Source organism: Paracoccus methylarcula (genome assembly GCF_003007735.2).
GTDB classification, from domain to species: Bacteria; Pseudomonadota; Alphaproteobacteria; order Rhodobacterales; family Rhodobacteraceae; genus Paracoccus; species Paracoccus methylarcula.
Genome location: NZ_PXNQ02000003.1, coordinates 368,382 through 385,214 on the forward strand (window position 1 = coordinate 368,382; position 16,833 = coordinate 385,214).

Sequence of the window (16,833 nt, forward strand, 5' to 3'; positions counted from 1 at the left end):
GGAGTAGGTCCTTATGCCTTGGGCAATGAAATTCGAAACAGGGTATGGCCGGGGCGGCTGTCCACGCGGATCAGCGCGCCGTGATCGGTCACGATCTTGCTGACCAGCGCCAGCCCCAGCCCGGTGCCGTTCTCGCGCCCCGAGACGAAGGGCTCGAACACCTGTTCGGCGATCGCCTCGGGCAGGCCGGGGCCGTTATCCTCGATCTCGATCTGCAGGGGTAGCGCGCGGCCCTTGGGCCAGCTGTCGTCGGGCGGCAGGCGCAGGCTGTGGTCATAGCTGCTGCGCAGCCGGATGGTGGCGCCGGGGCGTTCCCCCAGGGCTTCGGCGGCATTCTTCACGAGATTCAGGCAAACCTGCACGAGTTGGTCGGCATCAGCCAGCGCATGGGGCAGCGAGGGGTCGTAATCGGTGACGATGCTCACCTTCTTGGCGAAACCGACGGTTGCAGAGCGCCGCACCTGCTCCAGCACATCATGGACATTCACCGGCGCGAGCTTGGGAGCGGAAGTATCGCCGAAACGCTCGACCTGCTCCAGCAGCGACACGATCCGGCGGGATTCGCTGACGATCATCTCGGCCATCTCGCGGTCCTCGGGCGGGGCATTCATCGCCATCAGCTGCGCTGCCCCCCGGATTCCCGCAAGCGGGTTCTTGATCTCATGCGCCAGCATCTCGGCCATGCCGATGGCGCTGCGGGCAGCGGAGCGGACGGCGCGGCTTTGGTAAAGCACGCCGCTGTCATCCTCGGGCACGATCAGGATCGAGGCCGCGCCATCGATCCCCTCTGCCGGCCCGGCATGGACCGAGGCATGGCGCGTCTGATGGCCGCCCGCCCGGTCGCCGATCTCGAAATGCACACCGGGCTGGTAGAGCGCCTCGTCACCCCCGATGACCCGGTTGAAGAGAGGTCCAAGGGAGGGACGGATACGCAGCCGCTTTACCATGTCCTCGCTGTCCAGCGGTTTTCCGACCATCGAGTTGCGCGAGAGGTTCAGCCAGATCTCCGCCGCGTCATTCATCGCGCCCACCCGGCCCTTGTGATCAAGGATCAGCGCCGGCAGAGGCAGTTGCAACCAGCCCGGACCGGGATTCGCCTCGCGGAAATCGGCCGGGCGCGGACAGGTCATGCGGCGGCCTTTTCCGTTCCGGGGCCTTGCGCCTCGGTGAAGGCGCGGCGGATCAGGGCGATGGTCGCGGCGGGACTGTCGGCGCGCAGCATCTCGGCCCGCATCGGCGCGCCATTCGCATCGGCATACCAGCCAGATGCTTGCGGGCGACGCGCAGCCCCAGCTCGGCACCGTAGAAATCCAGCATGTCCTCGTAATGCTCTTCGACCGCCTCGGCCAGCGCCGCGCCCTGCGGGACGACCGGGGCGGGCGTGTCCCAGAGCCGGTGGGCGATCTCGGCCAGCCGCCAGGGCGCGCCCTGTGCGCCCCGCCCGACCATCACCGCATCGGCCCCCGATGCCTGCAAGGCAGCCCGCGCCGACACCGCGCAGGTCACGTCGCCATTGGCCACCAGCGGAGGACGGCCCGGCAGGTTCGCAACCCCGGCAATCTTCGTCCAGTCGGCATGACCCTTGTAGAACTGCGCCCGCGTGCGGCCATGCACGGTCAGCATGCGCACCCCGGCATCGCGGGCCCGCCGTGCCAGTTCGGCGGCGTTGAGGGAACTATCGTCCCAGCCAAGCCGCATCTTCAGCGTCACCGGCACCCGGACCGCACCGACCACCGCCTCGATCAGCCCCAACGCATGATCGAGATCGCGCATCAGCGCCGCGCCCGACAGCCCGCCCGTCACCTTCTTGGCCGGGCAGCCCATGTTGATGTCGATGATCCGCGCGCCCATCCCCTCGACGATCCGGGCTGTCTCGGCCATCGCCCCCGCCTCGCGCCCGGCGATCTGGACCGAGACCGGCAGCCGCCCCTCGGTCAGCGCCTTTGCGCGCACCGCCGCCCGCGTCGAAGGGCGGGGCGTGACCATCTCGGTCGAGGCGACCATCTCACTGACCATCAGCCCGGCGCCATGACGCGCCACGGCGCGCCTGAAGGGCAGATCGGTGATCCCCGCCATCGGCGCCAGGAATACCGGCGGCCCAAGTCGCGTATCGCCAATCATGATCGGTTCGGGCAATTGCATGTCTCGTTCCTTCGGCTTGCTTCGATCCGCCTGCAAGGGCATGAATGCCAGCCCCTGCCGACCCTTCGCATGGATGACTGGGGCTGCTTAAATTTCGCGCTTACTGCCTATAATATAGGCATTCGAAATGCGATGCCATGTCGCAATTCACCGGCCCGACCGTCGCTTCCAGCATGGCGGTTTCGTCCGACCCTGCTTACATATGCCACAATCAGCAAGAGGGCATCATGTTCCTGTCGGTCTTCGATCTTTTCAAGCTGGGCGTAGGCCCGTCCTCGTCGCATACGATGGGGCCGATGGTCGCCGGGGCGCGGTTCCTCGCGGCCCTGCGCGAACAGCCATTCCGCGCCCAGGGGCTGAAGGCAAGCCTGCATGGCAGCCTCGCCTTCACCGGCAAGGGGCATGCCACCGACCGCGCCACGATCCTCGGGCTGGCGGGATTCCTGCCCGAGACCATCGATACCGGGGTCGCCGAAGCCGCCCTGGCCGCGAATCGCGAAAGCCTGATCCTGGCGCCCGAGGGCCTCGGCGAATTGCGGTTCGATCCGGACCGCGACCTGCGTTTCGATTTCGAGAATGCCCTGCCCGGCCATGCCAATGGCATGACGCTTTCGGCCACCGACGCGCAAGGTGACGTGATCTTTCACCGGGTCTACTACTCGGTCGGCGGCGGCTTCGTGCTGACCGAGGAGGAACTGGCCCGCAAGGGAGAGGAGGACCGCAGCGACGCGGCCCCCAAGGTCCCCTATCCATTCGCGAGCGCCGCCGAGATGCTGGCAATGGCGGAAAAATCGGGCAAGTCCATCGCGCAGATGAAGCGTGCCAACGAGTTGATCTTTCGCAGCGATGCTGAACTGAGGGACGGTCTGGCCCGGATCTGGCAAGTGATGCGGGATTGCATGGAGCGGGGGTTGGCAGCCGAGGGTATCCTGCCCGGCGGGCTGAGCGTCCGCCGCCGCGCCCGCGCCATCCACGAAAAACTGTTGGCCGAACGGGGCATGAACCTGACCGCGCCGCATGTCATCAATGACTGGATGTCCACCTATGCCATGGCGGTGAACGAGGAGAACGCCGCTGGCGGGCAGGTCGTGACCGCGCCCACCAATGGCGCGGCGGGGGTAGTGCCCGCCGTGATCCGCTACTGGCTGGACCATGTGCCCGGCGCAAGCGAGCGGGACCTCCCGGATTTCCTGCTGACCGCCGCTGCGGTCGGTGGGCTGGTCAAGCATAACGCCTCGATCTCGGGCGCGGAATGCGGCTGCCAGGCCGAGGTGGGCTCGGCCTCTGCCATGGCGGCGGCGGGGCTGGCCGCAGTACTGGGCGGCACGCCGAGACAGGTCGAGAACGCCGCCGAGATCGCGCTGGAGCATCACCTGGGCATGACCTGCGATCCGGTGAAGGGGCTGGTGCAGGTGCCCTGCATCGAACGCAATGGGTTGGGCGCGATCAAGGCGGTCAGCGCGGCCAGCCTTGCCATGCGCGGCGATGGCAGCCATCTCGTGCCGCTGGACTCGGCCATCGAGACGATGCGCCAGACCGGCCAGGACATGAGCGAGAAATACAAGGAAACCTCGCTTGGCGGGCTTGCCGTCAATGTCCCGAATTGCTGAGTCAATCCGGCAACGTTTTGCGAATTGACGGGCGCGGCGCTTGCCCCGGAGCCCTACCATTGCTAACGCTTGCGGGGACAGTGACCCATTCAACCAGAGGCCAATGCCCATGAATCCGCGTTTCGCCCTCCTTGCCCTGCTGAGTTTGCCGCTTGCCGCCTGTGACGAGGCCGCAATGGCCGATCTGCGCCGGGGCATCGGCATGGAAGCCGAGGAAACCCAACCCGAGGATCCCGCGAAACCCCGCCCACCCGCGGTATCCCCGCTGGAGGTTCCGATCGAGACCAGCACGGCCGAAGCCAAGCTTGCCGTCAATGCCGATGCCGAGACGTTGAACACGGCAGCCTTTGTCGCACGCGGAAACGAGCCTTTCTGGAGCGTGGAAGTCAGCGGCAACACAGCCATCTACAAGACCCCGGAGAACCAGGGCGGCCGCAAGATCAATGTCAGCCGCCTGACCTTCGCCCAGGGTGTCGAATATGTCGGCACGATGGACGGGCTGGTATTCAAGGTAAGTTTCCGTGGCGCCGATTGCACCGACAGCATGTCGGGCGAGAAGTTCCCGATGTCCGCCTCGCTGACCGTCAGGGGCCGCACCCATAACGGATGCGCCATGCCCGCCAGCAGCGCATCCGCCGAACCGCAGGGTTGATGGTGTTTCCGCCCCTTTGGCTCAGCCATTGTGGCGCGGAAACATCCCTCGCCGCAAAATCGGGCTGCGATGGGGTGCCCGAAGCGCCCGATGCCGCTAGTATCACCTGAACCGCTGTTATCAAGGATGCCGCCAATGCGAGGTTCCCGCCTGACCAGCCGCCTGATGGCAACCACCCTTCCCGTCGCCTTCCTGGTCGGATCGGTCACAGGCACCGCCATTGCCGAGCCGATGCAGGCGCGCAACATGACCACATTCGGCATGCCCGGCGGGATCGATACCCCCACGGCCGAGGCGCTGCCTGACGGGACCCTGGGCGCCACGTTGTCCTATTCGGAATACGCGCGGCGCCACAACGTGGTGTTCCAGGCCATGCCGCGCCTGACCGCGGTGTTGCGCTATTCCCGGGTCGAGGGTATCGAGGATCGCCGCAATAACAACGACCATCTATGGGACCGCTCCTTCGATCTGCGTATCCAGCTTTTGGACGAGGCCGGATGGCGCCCGGCCGTCGCGGTCGGCCTGCAGGATTTCGTCGGCACCGGCATCTATTCGGGCGAATATATCGTCGCGACCAAGAACATCACACCGACTGTTCGCGCCTCTGCCGGGATTGGCTGGGGGCGGATTGCCGGCGAGACCCGCTGGCCGCTGGAGCGTGGCGATCAGGGTGGCAAGCCGAATGTCGATGACTGGTTTACCGGCAGCGCCAAGCCCTTCGGCTCGATCACCTGGCAGGTCAATGACCGGTTGAGCCTCGCCGCAGAATATTCCAGCGACAACTACAAGAACGAGGTCGAAGGTGTCGGCGGCGATGAGCCCGGCAACCTGAACCTCGCCGCCTATTACCGCTTTGGACAGGGTTACGAGGTCGGCCTTTACACGCTTGGCGGCGAAACATTCGGGGCGCAGTTCTCGTTCTCGCTGAACCCGCGCAAGGCACCCTATCCCTCGGGGCTGGAAAAAGCCCCCGCCCCTGTTCGCCCCCGCCCCGCCCCCGCAGCGGATCCCGAGGGCTGGTCGGGCCAATGGGCGCAGGACCCCACGGCGCAGCCGGCGATCCAGCAGGCATTGTCCGACGCGCTTGCCAAGGAAGGGCAGTTGCTCGAATCCATGGCCCTGTCGGGGAATCGCGCCGAGGTGCGGATCCGCAACCAGCGCTATATCCAGCAGGCCGAGGCGGTCGGCCGGACGGCGCGTCTGATGACACGGGCGCTGCCGCCTTCGGTGGAAACGCTGGTCATCACCTCGTCGGCGGACGGAATCCCGACCTCATCGGTGACGCTGCGCCGCTCGGATGTCGAAAGGCTGGAAAATACCGAGGCAAGCAAGGTCGCAAGTGCCGCGGCCCTCACCGATGCCCGCCCCTATCCCGGCGACCTGGTTACGACCGATGGGATGTTCCCGCGCTTTCGCTGGCATATCGGGCCATATCTCGACCTGGGGCTGTTCGATCCGGGCGAACCGCTGCGCTATGAAGTCGGGGCAGAGGCGCGCGCGACCTATGAGATCATGCCGGGCCTGATCCTTGCCGGTACGCTGCGCCAGCGTGCCTTCGGCAGCATGGACCAGCGCGGGCCGAGCAAGGGCAGGGATCCCGACAATCCCAACAAGCCCCGCGAACATTACCCGCCCGAGGAATACGAAGCCAGACCCGAACTGGAGACCCTCAATGGCGTGCCGCGCGTCCGTTCGGATACGCGGATGTATCGCAGCGACGGGCCGACGATCCCGGAGTTGACGGTGGCATGGTATGCGCGCCCCACCGACACGGTCTATACCCGCGTGACCGCCGGTCTGCTGGAACGTGCCTATGGCGGGGTTTCGGCCGAGGCGCTATGGAAGCCGGTCAATTCGCCGCTGGCCTTCGGGGCGGAGATCAACCGGGTCCGCAAGCGCGATTTCGACGATGTCTTCGGCTTCCGCGACTACGAGGTCACGACCGGGCATGTCTCGGCCTATTACGAGTTTGCCCAGGGTTACACGGCGCAGCTCGATGTCGGGCAATACCTGGCGGGGGATCGCGGTGCGACGATCACACTGACGCGCGAATTCGCGAATGGTTGGCGGATCGGGGCCTTCGCCACGAAAACCGACCTGAGCGAGGATGAATTCGGCGAAGGTTCCTTTGACAAGGGGATCAGCATCTCGATCCCGATTTCCTGGGCGACCGGCCAGCCCTCACGGCAACGCGCCAGCAGCACGCTGCGCGCATTGTCACGCGACGGCGGCTCGCGGGTGAACGTCAACGGGCGCCTTTACGACAAGGTTCGCGACAGCCATTCGGTCAAGCTCTATGAAGGCTGGGGGAGGTTCTGGAGATGAGCAGCAAGGCTTCGATCCAAAAGGCCGTCCTGGCCTGCGCGGCGCTCGCCGTCCTGGCATCCTGCGGCAATGAAAGCAGCGATCAGGGCGACAGCCCCTTCGTCATCGCGGCCAAGACCGCCAGCGGGGCCATCGCATCCCGGCGCGCATCAGCGGACAACGCTCCGGCAAAGCCGCCGAAGACACCCGCCGAGATGGCCGCCGAAGCGCTGCGGGTCAATCCGAACCCATTGATCATGGCGGGTTTCGAGTCGCTCGGGCGCAGCCAGGTCATGGCGATGACCGACCGGAATGGCGGCATGCGAACCTATATGACTCCTTCGGAAGAAGCCCTGATCATGCGCGATGGCATGCTGGTTGGAACGCGTGGCCTGGGCAATGATTTGTCGGTCGCAGAGCCCGCAACGGCGGCACTGATCCGGGCCGGGCGCTCGGGCAGCGCGCCACGGGTCATGCGCTATTTCAGCGGCGACGGGCTGGAACGTCCGCTCAGTTTCGATTGCGATGTCGGTCCCGGTCCGAAGGCCGGAGTCATCGTCGAAAACTGCCGGGGACATGGCGTCAGCTTCCAGAACAGCTTCATGGTGCAGGGCGGGCAGATCCCCGTCTCGCGGCAATGGATCGGGCCCTCATTGGGCTATGTGACCATCCAGACCCTGCGCCCCTGACAGGCACGGCCTGTCCAGCAACCCGGAGACCCCGGAAGGGGCCGACTGGTCCGTCATGCCATCGAAGGATGCCGAACGATGGCGCCGAGTATCGCATCAGAGTCAGCGCGCAACAGCCGGGCGGCTTGACGCAGATGGTGCCACGTCATCCGTCAACCTCCGGGCAGGCTTCCTTGCGGTAAGGTCAATGCCGGAGGATGGCGGCAGGCGGGAACTGATCCGGATTCCAGTGAGGTTCATTCCTGCAAAGGGATTTCACCATGGCTTATAGCAGACATGCACAGTTCTTGCCCTGGCGGCCTGTTAGGCCCCGGAAATCGATTCCCCGATGCCCATTGCGGTAGCCCTACATGACGAGACACGGTTCCATCGTACCAACGGCAAAGCGTGACCATCCGTCACAAAGGCTGGACACGCACCGCGACGCAGTCTCAACTTCACCTATCGCGTGGTTCCCGCAATTCGAGCCCTTCTGCGCCTTTCGCGGCATTACCCCAATGATTCGACTAGGCTCCATCAGCCGAGATTTCAGTCAGCTTGGCGACCGTGTTCAGGTTCCGGACAGTTCCGAGCTCCATGGCGGAAAGATGAAGCCGGGACCGCCCCATGCCGGATGGATAATGAATGAATATCTCGCGATCGCCGAGCTGGATTTCTTCGTCCGTACGTCTCTTTGCCGTGTCCAGAACGTCCGATGGCGTCGCTTGATCGAGGAACAGAACGCCGATCTGGTTAGGTGCCGCTTTCGGAAACGGATTTCTCGCGAGAATCTCGTGCAAACTGTGGGGATCCCGCATGATAACGCCTACAGGCTTGCCCATCCGTTCGTGAAGCCTTGCCTCAAGTTCACTTTTTGCGGCTTCGCTCGTCCAACTGGTTCGGAATACAACGTTGCCGGATTGAATGTAGGTACGGACCCCCTCGAACCCGATTTCCTCGCATATGGCGCGTAGATCGGCCATCGGCAGTTTTCCCGTTCCGCCGACATTCACGGCCCGGAGAAGTGCTACAAATATTGCCATGAGTTCAGTCCATTCCGTTTCCCTGTCCATCCAACCATAGCCAGCGAAAGGCAGAAAGATCCGCATTCCAGTTATTCAAGGCATTTGTGTTGCGGCAAAAAGAAAAGGGCTGACCGGAAGGTCAGCCCCTGAAAACAGATCGGGTATTTCCGATCCGCTTCGAAATCAGCTGTCGTCATCGTCCGAAGCGACGGCGGCGATCACACCCAGCAGCAGCAGGGCGGGAACAACCAGGCCGGCGTTCGAGGATGCAGGCTGTTCTTCGACAACGACCGGCTCGACGTCGACGACGGGGGCAACATAGCCACCGGCCAGAGCCGAAGAAGCGGTCAGGCCGAGAGCGGCAGCGAAAGTAGCGAATTTGGTCATGATCATGCTCCGTTTCGTTTTGAAGGCTGCCGTTTCCGGCAACATCGCTGCGACAGTTACACAATCCTACGCAGTTGAAAAGCAACATTACTACTTCACCTGCGCGGCTTGCGCCCACTGTTGCATATTGGCCAACACTTGAATCGCGGAGCGGTTCCAGGCAATCGGAAGCGTCCGGAAAAAATGTTGCCATTCTGCACTATCTGGAACGAACCCCCTGTGCAAACACGAAAAATACGGTCGCGGCAGCAACGACGGAGGGACCGGCGGGACTATCGAGATAAAGGCTCGCAAGAAGCCCCGTCAGCACCGATAACGCGGCGAGAATCGAGGCGATGGCAGCCATTCGCTCGGGAGTCGCCGCAAATCGGCGAGCCGTCGCCGCCGGGATGATCAGCATCGCCGAAATCAGCAGCGAACCCACGATTCGAATCGCGATCGCCACCACTAGGGCGAGCGCGATCGACAGCGCAAGACGCTCCAGCCGGGGATCGATTCCGGCCGCCATGGCCAGTTCCTCGTTCACCGAGGCGGTGACCAGCTTCTGCCAGCGCCAGACCAGCAGGGCCAGCACCGACAGCGCCCCCGCCCATATCCAGACCAGATCCGAACGGCCGACTGCCAGGATATCCCCGAAAAGATAGCTGGCCAGATCGACCCGCGCCGCAGGAACGAAACTGATCGCGACCAGTCCGAAGGCCAGCGCCGAATGGGCGATCACCCCCAGCACCGTGTCCATCGCCTGCCCGCGCGCGGTAAGCGCCGTGACCAGCACCGCCACGGCCAGCGCGACGGTGATCGTCCCGGCATAGATGGACAGGTCGAAGGCAAGGGCGAGCGCCACGCCCAGGATCGCGGCATGCGCGGTCGAATCGCCGAAATAGGCCATGCGCCGCCAGACCACGAAGCTGCCGAGCGGCCCGGCCACCAGCGCCAGCCCCAGCCCGGCGAGAATCGCGCGTATCAGAAAATCATCCAGCATCCTGTTCCGATCCTTGGCGGGGCTTATCCATGCTCGGCACAGTCATGCTGCGGGCCGTGGTCATGGTCGTGGTCGTGGTCGTGATGGTGGCGATAGAGCGCCAATGTGCCCCGCGCCTCGGCACCGAACAATGCGCGGTATTCCGGGGCATTGCCGACATCCTGCGGTGTTCCTTCGCAGCAGATATGCCCGTTCAGGCAGATCACCCGATCCGATGAGCGCATGACCACCAGCAGGTCGTGACTGACCATCAGCACGGCCGCGCCGGTCTGGTTCCGCACATCCTCGATCAGTCGATAGAAGCCGACCATGCCGGGCTGATCCAATCCCTGCGTCGGCTCGTCCAGCACCAGGAGTTGCGGATCGTGCAGCAATGCGCGCGCCAGGAGGACGCGCTGAAACTGTCCGCCGGAAAGTTCGGTCAGTTGCCGCGCCTCCAGACCGGCGACGCCGGTTCGCGCCAGCGCATCGGCGATGGTCTCGGCCCCGACCCAATGCGGCAATGACAGGAATCGCCGCACGGTCATGGGAATGGTCCGGTCCAGTTGCACCTGCTGCGGGACATAGCCGATTCGCAGCTCCTTGCGCCGGGAGATCATGCCGGAAACCAGCGGCATATGGCCCAAAAGTGCCCGGATGAGCGAGGATTTCCCCGATCCGTTCGGACCGACGACGGTCACGATCTCGCCCGGAGAGATGCTGAAATCAATGTCGTGCAGCACCGGCTCGCTTGTGCCGGGGCGGTGGATGGTCAGTTTTTTTGAGGTAATCAGGGCGGTCATTCCCGCCCCTCGGCACAAACGGGGCATAGCCCGAGCGCCTCTATCGTCGCACGCTCGACCGTGAAGCCCTGCCCGCCCGCGGCGGCCTGCAATTCGCCGCGGACCCTGGGGGCATTGGTTTCCGCCACCTTGTCGCATTCGCGGCAGATCAGGAAGACCGGGGCGTGATCCTCTCCCGGATGGAGGCAGGCGGCGAAGGCGTTCAATCGTTGCAGGCGATGCGCCAGCCCGTGCTCGACCAGGAATTCCAATGCCCGGTAGGCGACCGGGGGCTGGCGGCCGAAACCGTCATCGGCGAGCCGGTCCAGAACCTCATAGGCGCCCATCGCGCGATGCGCCTCGAGCAGGATCTCCAATGTGCGCCGCCGGACAGGTGTCAGCCGGGCACCTTCCCGGCTCAGCCGTTCCTCGGCCTCGACCAGGGCGCGTGACTGGCAGGCCGCATGGTCGTGAGGGGCGAAAGCCTCGCCATGATCTGATTTTCCGTGCAATTTGTTACCTTATCACAGATCTCTTGACTTGTTATTACATAACATGGGATGAGCTGCGCCCGCAACACGGCCCGCAACTGATCGAGGAAGTTATCATGCGCCTGACCATGCCCACCGCGATATTGACGCTATTCGCCGCACCTGCACTGGCAGAACCGCCCCAAGTCGTCACCGATATCCCCGTCACCGGATCGCTTGTCCAGCAGGTAATGGGCGATCTTGGAGAGGTGCGCGTGCTGATCGGCGAGGGTTCCGACCCGCATCACTTCCAGCTTCGTCCATCGGATGCCAGGGCGCTGCAATCCGCGGACCTGCTGGTCTGGATCGGCCCCGAACTGACCCCATGGCTTGAGCGCACCACCGCCAACCTGGGGGAAGGCGAAGCGCTATCGCTTCTGCACGTGCCCGGCACGCATCTCCAGGAATTCGGCGCGGATCACGGGGATCACGACGACGCTCATGAGCACGAGCACGCGGACGAACATGAACATGAACACGAGGAGCATGCAGAGGATCACGCCGGCCACGACCACGAGCATGAAGATGCCGGTGAAGATCAAGGGCATGATCACGATCATGCTGAAGATGCGCAGGACGAGCACGGCCACGACCATGACGGCATCGACCCGCATGCCTGGCTCGACCCTGCCAACGCCCAGCTATGGCTGACATCCATCGCCGAAGCCCTGGCCGCCCGCGACCCCGACAATGCCGATGCCTATGCCTCGAATGCCGAAGCCGCCATCAGAAGGATCGACACACTGGAACAGGAGATCAATACCCGGCTTGAACCCGTCCATGATCGTTCCTTCGTCGTTTTCCACGATGCATATGGCTATTTCACCGCGCATTTCGGGCTTCAGCCGGGAATTGCCGTGTCGCTTGGCGATGCGTCCTCGCCCTCGGCCGCGCGCCTGAACGAGGTTTCCGCCCGGATCGCCGAATCAGGCGCCGCATGCGCCTTTCCCGAATATGGTCATGATCCGGCATTGATCGACAGCGCGACAGAAGGAAGCGGGATCGGGGTCGGGGCAGAGCTCGATCCGGCTGGTCGCGGGTTGGAAGCCGGTGCGGCGCTTTACGGGGAATTGCTGCAAAACATGGGCAATGCGCTGGCCGATTGCCTGGCGAAAAAGGACTGACACGCGATTTCTGCGGCGAAGTCATGCCCCGGATTTCGCCGCAGATTCTATTTCCGACTCTTTTCCTTTGACATTACCGAGTAAATTAGTCAGCTTTACTCCAGAACAACTTTTCAGGAATGAGGCTGACCATGACCGCGACGCGCCCTGCCGACTTCACCCGCCCCGGAACCAGCGTTCTGGCCCGACTGCCGCAGCATGACGCCAACGAGCTGACTCGTGGCGGGAACCAGGCGCTGATCGTTCTGGACGAGCAGGTCTATCAGCTCCGCATCACCCGCGCGGGCAAGCTGATCCTGACCAAGTAAAAAGGGCGCTCGCGCGCCCCTCCCTTCGGTTTCCTGCCTTCAGCCCCTTGGCCCGCCGCGCGGCTTCCCCGGGGGGCGTCCGCCCGGCTTGCCAGCGGGCCGTCCGGCAGGTTTGCCACCGAAGGTTTTTCCGCTGCCACCGCCCTTGCCCGCATTCCGGGGGCCCTTGAAGCCCGGTTTGCCCGAATAGTCGCGCGCGCCCTGTCCCCCGGCAGGTTTCGCGCCAAAACTGCGCCGTGGGCGGTCGCCCGCCGCGCTATCCCCCGCGCGGGATTCGCTTGTCCGTTCCCTCTTGCTCCAAGGCTTGTCGCCCCGCGCCGGGCGATCCCCATCAGGTTTCGGGCCGGTGCCGAACTTGCGGGGCGCCCCGCCCTTGCCATCCGCACGACGCGGAGCCCGGTCATCGCCGCGCAATGGGCGTAATTCGCCACGCTCCCCCCGTTTGCCCAAAGGCTTACGCGGAGCCTCTGCCCCGCGCGGGCGCATTTCACGCTCTTTCCCCGGGGCCTCGCCCGTCAGCAAGCCGCCAAGCTGGTCACGCAGGACCCGGCGCTTTACCTCGGTCACCTCGTTCTTTTCCATGCCGGTCAGGCGGAACGGACCGTAACCCACGCGAATCAACCGGTTCACCTGCAGACCGATATGGGCCATGGCCCGCCTGATCTCGCGATTGCGGCCTTCGCGGATGCCCACGGTCAGCCAGGCATTTGCCCCTTGCTGACTATCCAGCTTGATCTCCATCGGCGCGAATTCCTCGCCATCGATGGTCACGCCCCGGCGCAACGGCGCGAATGACAGATCGTTCGGTGTGCCATTCACCCGCACCCGATAGCGGCGCAGCCAGCCCGTCGAGGGCAGTTCAAGCTGTCGCTTCAACTCCCCGTCATTGGTCAGCAGCAACAGCCCCTCGGAGTTCAGGTCGAGCCTGCCGATGGTCATCACCCTTGGCAGATCGCGGGGCAACGCGTCGAAAACGGTCTGACGGCCCTTGTCATCCGCCTCGGACGTGACCAGCCCGACCGGCTTGTAATAGAGCCAGAGCCGAGTTTCCTGCGGCTCCTCCAGCTTCTTGCCGTCAACCGTGATCTTGTCCGAAGGCGATACGTCCAGCGCCGGGCTGGCGATCTTTTCCCCGTTCACGGTGACGCGGCCTTCGAGGATCATCCGTTCCGCCTCGCGGCGGCTGGCGACGCCTGCGCGGGCCATCACCTTGGCGATTCTGTCGCCGGTGGATTTGCTGTTGTCGGGACTGTCGGTCATGACGGGTTCTCCTGCGCATCTCTGCGGTGGCAAAGACGTCCTTCTACGCGCAATCCTTACCGCAAGGAAGCTGCTTTTCACCGCTTGCGCCGTCAAGCCCGGCTTGCGACAAGCGGATATGGCCGGTTTCACATCCCATATGGCACAGGCCCTGGCAGAAGCGCGGGCGGCAGCGGAACGTGGCGAGGTGCCCGTCGGCGCGGTGATCACCGATCCCGACGGGCGTGTGGTCGCGGCAGCCGGAAACCGCACGCGCGAATTGTCGGACCCCACCGCCCATGCCGAGATCCTGGCGATTCGCGCCGCCTGCACCGCCGCCGGATCCGAGCGCCTGCCCGGTCATGATCTTTGGGTCACGCTGGAGCCCTGCCCGATGTGCGCGGCGGCCATCTCGGCGGCCCGGATCGCGACGCTGTATTACGGTGCCGAGGATCCGCGGATGGGCGGCGTCGCGCATGGTGCGCGGGTCTTTGATCATCCGCAATGCCATCACCGGCCGCAGGTCTATGACGGGATCGGAGGCGGAGAATCCCGCAAGCTGCTGCAATCGTTCTTTGAGGAGCGCCGATGAAACATATCGTATTCGACCTTGGACAGGTGCTGATCGAATGGTCTCCGGAACCCGCATTTGCTGGGCATTTCGACAATGCGGAAGCTATCCGCGACTGGATGGCGCGGGTCGATTTCGACGGCTGGAACCGGTTGCAGGACGGCGGCCGCACAATGGCCGAGGGGCTGGCGGCGGCGCGGGCCGCCCATGGAGAGGACGCCGCCCCGCTGGAAAGCTACACCGCGAATTTTCCCCTCACCATCGCTGCGCCGGTTCCCGGCAGTTGGGAAATCGCCGAATCGCTGAAATCGGCGGGGCACCGGCTATTCGCCATCACCAACTGGTCGCATGACAATTGGCCCGCCGCGCTGACGGGCTATCCACGGCTGCAGACGCTGTTCGAGGATATCGTGGTCTCGGGCACCGAGGGGCTTCTGAAACCCGAGCCCGGGATCTACCTGACTCTGATCCGCCGCAACGGCATCGCACCAGACGACTGCATCTTCATCGATGACAGTGCCGCGAATGTCGAGGGCGCGCGGGCGGTGGGCATGGACGCCATCCGGTTCACCGGCAGCGAGGCGCTGCGCATGGCCCTCAAGGAACGCGGCATTGGATAGCTTGCACCTTGCCGCGCAGCCTTTTATACGGGGCGTGTCGCGGGTGTAGCTCAATGGTAGAGCAGCAGCCTTCCAAGCTGAATACGTGGGTTCGATTCCCATCACCCGCTCCACTGCATATTTATTACTCGAATCTATTCAGACACTTACAAAAAATGTGTCCCGCAGAGAAGTCAGGCTTGGGACACTTTCACGGATTGTGCAGCTTGCCTTCACACCGATTCATCGACCAGCTTCAACATCATCACCCTGAGGGACAGCCACCGTCATGGCTACCAGAGGAGCGCAGGCCCATACGGCATCTAGGCACCCCGTTCGTTTGACGCGGTCAGGATCACCGGCATTGTCTCCGGGTTGGCGCCTTGACTTCAACGTTCAATGAGTCGCCTCTTCCGCTGACAATGCTCGCTCACCCCCAATCAGAATTCAACAAATTACTTACCAATCAATGCATTGACGGAAGATGTCCACCTCCAGCTACGCATGGCGTGCTGCGGCTTCACAGTGGTGAACCTGCCGTCTTTGTGATGGGCGCGTTTCATGCTATAGGATTCTCGAGAGCGGTTCGAAGTGTTGCCGGAGCAACGTGATTTAAGAGGTTGAATAATGAAGAAGCGCGGCGAATCTCTGACAACTGCTGCGACCGACCCTGTTGCGGGCAAAACGGTAGCTGAAATTCTCGGCGAGATCGCTTGGCTGATGACGCAAGACCCCGAACATGCCGGGGCGTCCATCAACAAGCTCGAAACACATGTGATGCCTGGCATTGTACTGCGGCAGCTTCACATCCAATATGCCGAAATTCCAAGCCCGCCTGCTTCCGGAAATATGAATCCCAATCTGCAACCTGTTTCCGTTGAGATATGGGCTATGGTGAGCGAGGCTGTCGCTGCCCGTCTGAATGCCGATCCTGCGGCATCTATTGGTATTGCGGAGTGGCGATCCGGTTCAATTCGACAAAGCGTGTTTTGTGCGACGCTGCCTGGATTCCGCCCTACGGAAAATCAAAAATGATGGACCTAATTGTGGATTTAATCCGCATTGCCAGTTTTTCAGTGGCGGGATGTGTATCAGTATACGCGGCGCCGCATGAGATGTCTACGCGTGAAGGATATTCTAACATTGCCGCGCTGCAGGACGACCGCATCGGATATCACTGGCAGCATGGCGTGTGGTTCGCCTATCCGTTAGTTTATCATAACCCTAAGCCGCTAGAGGAGTTTATCCCTACATTACTTGACAAAGAAGCATTGTCGAAAACTCTATTGGACAATCAAGAACGAACTGGTTTCGCAGAAGATGGCAAGTATGACCCCAGCGTAATCACAAAATATAATGTTGGAGGTGTATTTGCCTTCAAGCTTGATGATCTTTCTCCAGTTGAACATAATGTTTTCTTTTATGCGGACATCACAGATGATCCGGATGATCCAAATGATGCCGATCTGGTAAAAATGGAAATTCTCTGGGCGGGCGGACAGGCACCGAAACCAGGAATAGATATCACACGCCGATTTGGCATTTATCTAGAAAAGCGCGGCCTTGCGCCACCTCTGGGACAGGGGCATCTTGTTGGCCAAAGTACATCTCAAGAATTGCCCCCTGCTGGGTATAAAATACTCCCTCGAAACCATTCTGGCGAAGACTATAGTATATATGAACAAGCCGATAATTTCGTTGCAATTCTTCGTTGCCTTGTTGAGTACGGTTCGGAACCGGCCCCGCAGCCTTTATGTCATGGCCAAATACATGAAACAACTTCAGATACCTATCTTTATGTTCGTTTCCCAGAGAGTGTAGTTTACTTCCGCAATAGCTGGTTAGGTGTGGCGCAAGCCACTTTCAGTCTTGTTAATTCTTGGCGCGCTGAGGGTCAAAATATCTAATGATTTTGTCACGCGGATATCAAT

General features: G+C 62.7%; 17 protein-coding genes, 1 tRNA gene and 1 pseudogene. 11 read left to right on the forward strand and 8 right to left on the reverse strand.

What is annotated here, in order from left to right:
* Nucleotides 1-11 precede the first annotated feature (11 nt).
* On the reverse strand, nt 12-1,130 hold the full coding sequence (locus tag A7A09_RS07185) for a two-component system sensor histidine kinase NtrB (protein ID WP_106690711.1): 1,119 nt from the start codon (nt 1,128-1,130) through the stop codon (nt 12-14).
* Nucleotides 1,127-2,142 (reverse strand): annotated as a pseudogene (gene dusB, locus A7A09_RS07190) (tRNA dihydrouridine synthase DusB). The gene A7A09_RS07185 and the pseudogene dusB overlap by 4 nt, the downstream one beginning before the upstream one ends.
* Nucleotides 2,143-2,369: 227 nt before the next feature.
* Between dusB and A7A09_RS07195 the strand changes: the two are divergent.
* From A7A09_RS07195 to A7A09_RS07210, 4 genes are all read left to right on the forward strand, one after another.
* Entirely contained in the window at nt 2,370-3,752 is a 1,383-nt protein-coding gene (locus tag A7A09_RS07195) for an L-serine ammonia-lyase (RefSeq protein ID WP_106690802.1), read from the forward strand.
* Between the two features lie 109 nt (nt 3,753-3,861).
* Nucleotides 3,862-4,404, forward strand: a complete 543-nt coding sequence (locus A7A09_RS07200; RefSeq protein ID WP_106690712.1) for a COG3650 family protein — start codon at nt 3,862-3,864, stop codon at nt 4,402-4,404.
* 135 nt (nt 4,405-4,539) lie between these two features.
* Nucleotides 4,540-6,729, forward strand: coding sequence for a YjbH domain-containing protein (locus tag A7A09_RS07205; protein WP_106690713.1), 2,190 nt, complete (start codon nt 4,540-4,542; stop codon nt 6,727-6,729).
* Entirely contained in the window at nt 6,726-7,397 is a 672-nt protein-coding gene (locus A7A09_RS07210; protein WP_106690714.1) for a YjbF family lipoprotein, read from the forward strand. The genes A7A09_RS07205 and A7A09_RS07210 overlap by 4 nt, the downstream gene beginning before the upstream one ends.
* Before the next feature lie 506 nt (nt 7,398-7,903).
* Here the strand turns inward: A7A09_RS07210 and A7A09_RS07215 are convergent.
* From A7A09_RS07215 to A7A09_RS07235, 5 genes are all read right to left on the reverse strand, one after another.
* Nucleotides 7,904-8,485, reverse strand: coding sequence for a DUF1697 domain-containing protein (locus A7A09_RS07215; RefSeq protein WP_245999201.1), 582 nt, complete (start codon nt 8,483-8,485; stop codon nt 7,904-7,906).
* Nucleotides 8,486-8,584: 99 nt separating this feature from the next.
* Nucleotides 8,585-8,788, reverse strand: a complete 204-nt coding sequence (locus tag A7A09_RS07220; RefSeq protein ID WP_419181811.1) for a hypothetical protein — start codon at nt 8,786-8,788, stop codon at nt 8,585-8,587.
* Nucleotides 8,789-8,987: 199 nt separating this feature from the next.
* Nucleotides 8,988-9,770 carry a metal ABC transporter permease gene (locus A7A09_RS07225; RefSeq protein WP_106690715.1) on the reverse strand — a complete coding sequence of 261 codons (783 nt, stop codon included), beginning with the start codon at nt 9,768-9,770 and terminating at the stop codon, nt 8,988-8,990.
* A gap of 23 nt (nt 9,771-9,793) precedes the next feature.
* Nucleotides 9,794-10,552 carry a metal ABC transporter ATP-binding protein gene (locus A7A09_RS07230; protein WP_106690716.1) on the reverse strand — a complete coding sequence of 253 codons (759 nt, stop codon included), beginning with the start codon at nt 10,550-10,552 and terminating at the stop codon, nt 9,794-9,796.
* Nucleotides 10,549-11,043 carry a Fur family transcriptional regulator gene (locus A7A09_RS07235; RefSeq protein WP_106690717.1) on the reverse strand — a complete coding sequence of 165 codons (495 nt, stop codon included), beginning with the start codon at nt 11,041-11,043 and terminating at the stop codon, nt 10,549-10,551. Before A7A09_RS07235 ends, A7A09_RS07230 begins: the two co-directional genes overlap by 4 nt.
* 95 nt (nt 11,044-11,138) lie before the next feature.
* On the opposite strand from A7A09_RS07235, the gene A7A09_RS07245 reads away from it, so the two are divergent.
* Both A7A09_RS07245 and hemP read left to right on the forward strand, forming a co-directional pair.
* The gene (locus A7A09_RS07245; RefSeq protein ID WP_106690718.1) at nt 11,139-12,185 is read left to right on the forward strand and encodes a zinc ABC transporter substrate-binding protein; all 1,047 of its coding nucleotides are present in this window, start codon (nt 11,139-11,141) and stop codon (nt 12,183-12,185) included.
* 131 nt (nt 12,186-12,316) lie between these two features.
* Nucleotides 12,317-12,493 (forward strand): hemin uptake protein HemP, encoded by a 177-nt coding sequence (gene hemP, locus A7A09_RS07250; protein ID WP_106690805.1) that lies wholly within the window; start codon nt 12,317-12,319, stop codon nt 12,491-12,493.
* A gap of 39 nt (nt 12,494-12,532) precedes the next feature.
* On the opposite strand, the gene A7A09_RS07255 is transcribed toward hemP, so the two are convergent.
* A complete protein-coding gene (locus tag A7A09_RS07255) occupies nt 12,533-13,753 on the reverse strand; it encodes a pseudouridine synthase (RefSeq protein WP_106690719.1) in 1,221 nt (406 codons plus the stop codon).
* Nucleotides 13,754-13,871: 118 nt separating this feature from the next.
* Here A7A09_RS07255 and A7A09_RS07260 point away from each other — a divergent pair, with 118 nt between their 5' ends.
* The 5 genes from A7A09_RS07260 (at nt 13,872) to A7A09_RS20505 (ending at nt 16,809) form a co-directional block, all read left to right on the forward strand.
* Nucleotides 13,872-14,324: a nucleoside deaminase gene (locus A7A09_RS07260; protein ID WP_106690720.1), complete on the forward strand. Its 453-nt coding sequence runs from the start codon at nt 13,872-13,874 to the stop codon at nt 14,322-14,324.
* On the forward strand, nt 14,321-14,923 hold the full coding sequence (locus tag A7A09_RS07265) for an HAD family hydrolase (RefSeq protein ID WP_106690721.1): 603 nt from the start codon (nt 14,321-14,323) through the stop codon (nt 14,921-14,923). The genes A7A09_RS07260 and A7A09_RS07265 overlap by 4 nt, the downstream gene beginning before the upstream one ends.
* 39 nt (nt 14,924-14,962) lie before the next feature.
* Nucleotides 14,963-15,036, forward strand: a tRNA-Gly gene (locus A7A09_RS07270).
* Nucleotides 15,037-15,529: 493 nt separating this feature from the next.
* Nucleotides 15,530-15,937: a toxin-activating lysine-acyltransferase gene (locus tag A7A09_RS07275; protein WP_106690722.1), complete on the forward strand. Its 408-nt coding sequence runs from the start codon at nt 15,530-15,532 to the stop codon at nt 15,935-15,937.
* Nucleotides 15,934-16,809, forward strand: coding sequence for a hypothetical protein (locus tag A7A09_RS20505; RefSeq protein ID WP_148043621.1), 876 nt, complete (start codon nt 15,934-15,936; stop codon nt 16,807-16,809). Before A7A09_RS07275 ends, A7A09_RS20505 begins: the two co-directional genes overlap by 4 nt.
* The last annotated feature ends 24 nt before the right edge of the window (nt 16,810-16,833 follow it).

What these genes read in the sequence shown, in the direction of transcription:
- A7A09_RS07255 (WP_106690719.1), bottom strand. Translation starts at nt 13,753, where the DNA reads ATGACCGACAGTCCCGACAACAGCAAATCCACCGGCGACAGAATCGCC.
- A7A09_RS07220 (WP_419181811.1), bottom strand. Translation starts at nt 8,788, where the DNA reads ATGACCAAATTCGCTACTTTCGCTGCCGCTCTCGGCCTGACCGCTTCT.
- A7A09_RS07245 (WP_106690718.1), top strand. Translation starts at nt 11,139, where the DNA reads ATGCGCCTGACCATGCCCACCGCGATATTGACGCTATTCGCCGCACCT.
- A7A09_RS07215 (WP_245999201.1), bottom strand. Translation starts at nt 8,485, where the DNA reads ATGCGGATCTTTCTGCCTTTCGCTGGCTATGGTTGGATGGACAGGGAA.
- A7A09_RS07185 (WP_106690711.1), bottom strand. Translation starts at nt 1,130, where the DNA reads ATGACCTGTCCGCGCCCGGCCGATTTCCGCGAGGCGAATCCCGGTCCG.
- A7A09_RS07200 (WP_106690712.1), top strand. Translation starts at nt 3,862, where the DNA reads ATGAATCCGCGTTTCGCCCTCCTTGCCCTGCTGAGTTTGCCGCTTGCC.
- A7A09_RS20505 (WP_148043621.1), top strand. Translation starts at nt 15,934, where the DNA reads ATGATGGACCTAATTGTGGATTTAATCCGCATTGCCAGTTTTTCAGTG.
- A7A09_RS07225 (WP_106690715.1), bottom strand. Translation starts at nt 9,770, where the DNA reads ATGCTGGATGATTTTCTGATACGCGCGATTCTCGCCGGGCTGGGGCTG.
- A7A09_RS07265 (WP_106690721.1), top strand. Translation starts at nt 14,321, where the DNA reads ATGAAACATATCGTATTCGACCTTGGACAGGTGCTGATCGAATGGTCT.
- A7A09_RS07275 (WP_106690722.1), top strand. Translation starts at nt 15,530, where the DNA reads ATGAAGAAGCGCGGCGAATCTCTGACAACTGCTGCGACCGACCCTGTT.
- hemP (WP_106690805.1), top strand. Translation starts at nt 12,317, where the DNA reads ATGACCGCGACGCGCCCTGCCGACTTCACCCGCCCCGGAACCAGCGTT.
- A7A09_RS07230 (WP_106690716.1), bottom strand. Translation starts at nt 10,552, where the DNA reads ATGACCGCCCTGATTACCTCAAAAAAACTGACCATCCACCGCCCCGGC.
- A7A09_RS07210 (WP_106690714.1), top strand. Translation starts at nt 6,726, where the DNA reads ATGAGCAGCAAGGCTTCGATCCAAAAGGCCGTCCTGGCCTGCGCGGCG.
- A7A09_RS07205 (WP_106690713.1), top strand. Translation starts at nt 4,540, where the DNA reads ATGCGAGGTTCCCGCCTGACCAGCCGCCTGATGGCAACCACCCTTCCC.
- A7A09_RS07195 (WP_106690802.1), top strand. Translation starts at nt 2,370, where the DNA reads ATGTTCCTGTCGGTCTTCGATCTTTTCAAGCTGGGCGTAGGCCCGTCC.
- A7A09_RS07260 (WP_106690720.1), top strand. Translation starts at nt 13,872, where the DNA reads ATGGCCGGTTTCACATCCCATATGGCACAGGCCCTGGCAGAAGCGCGG.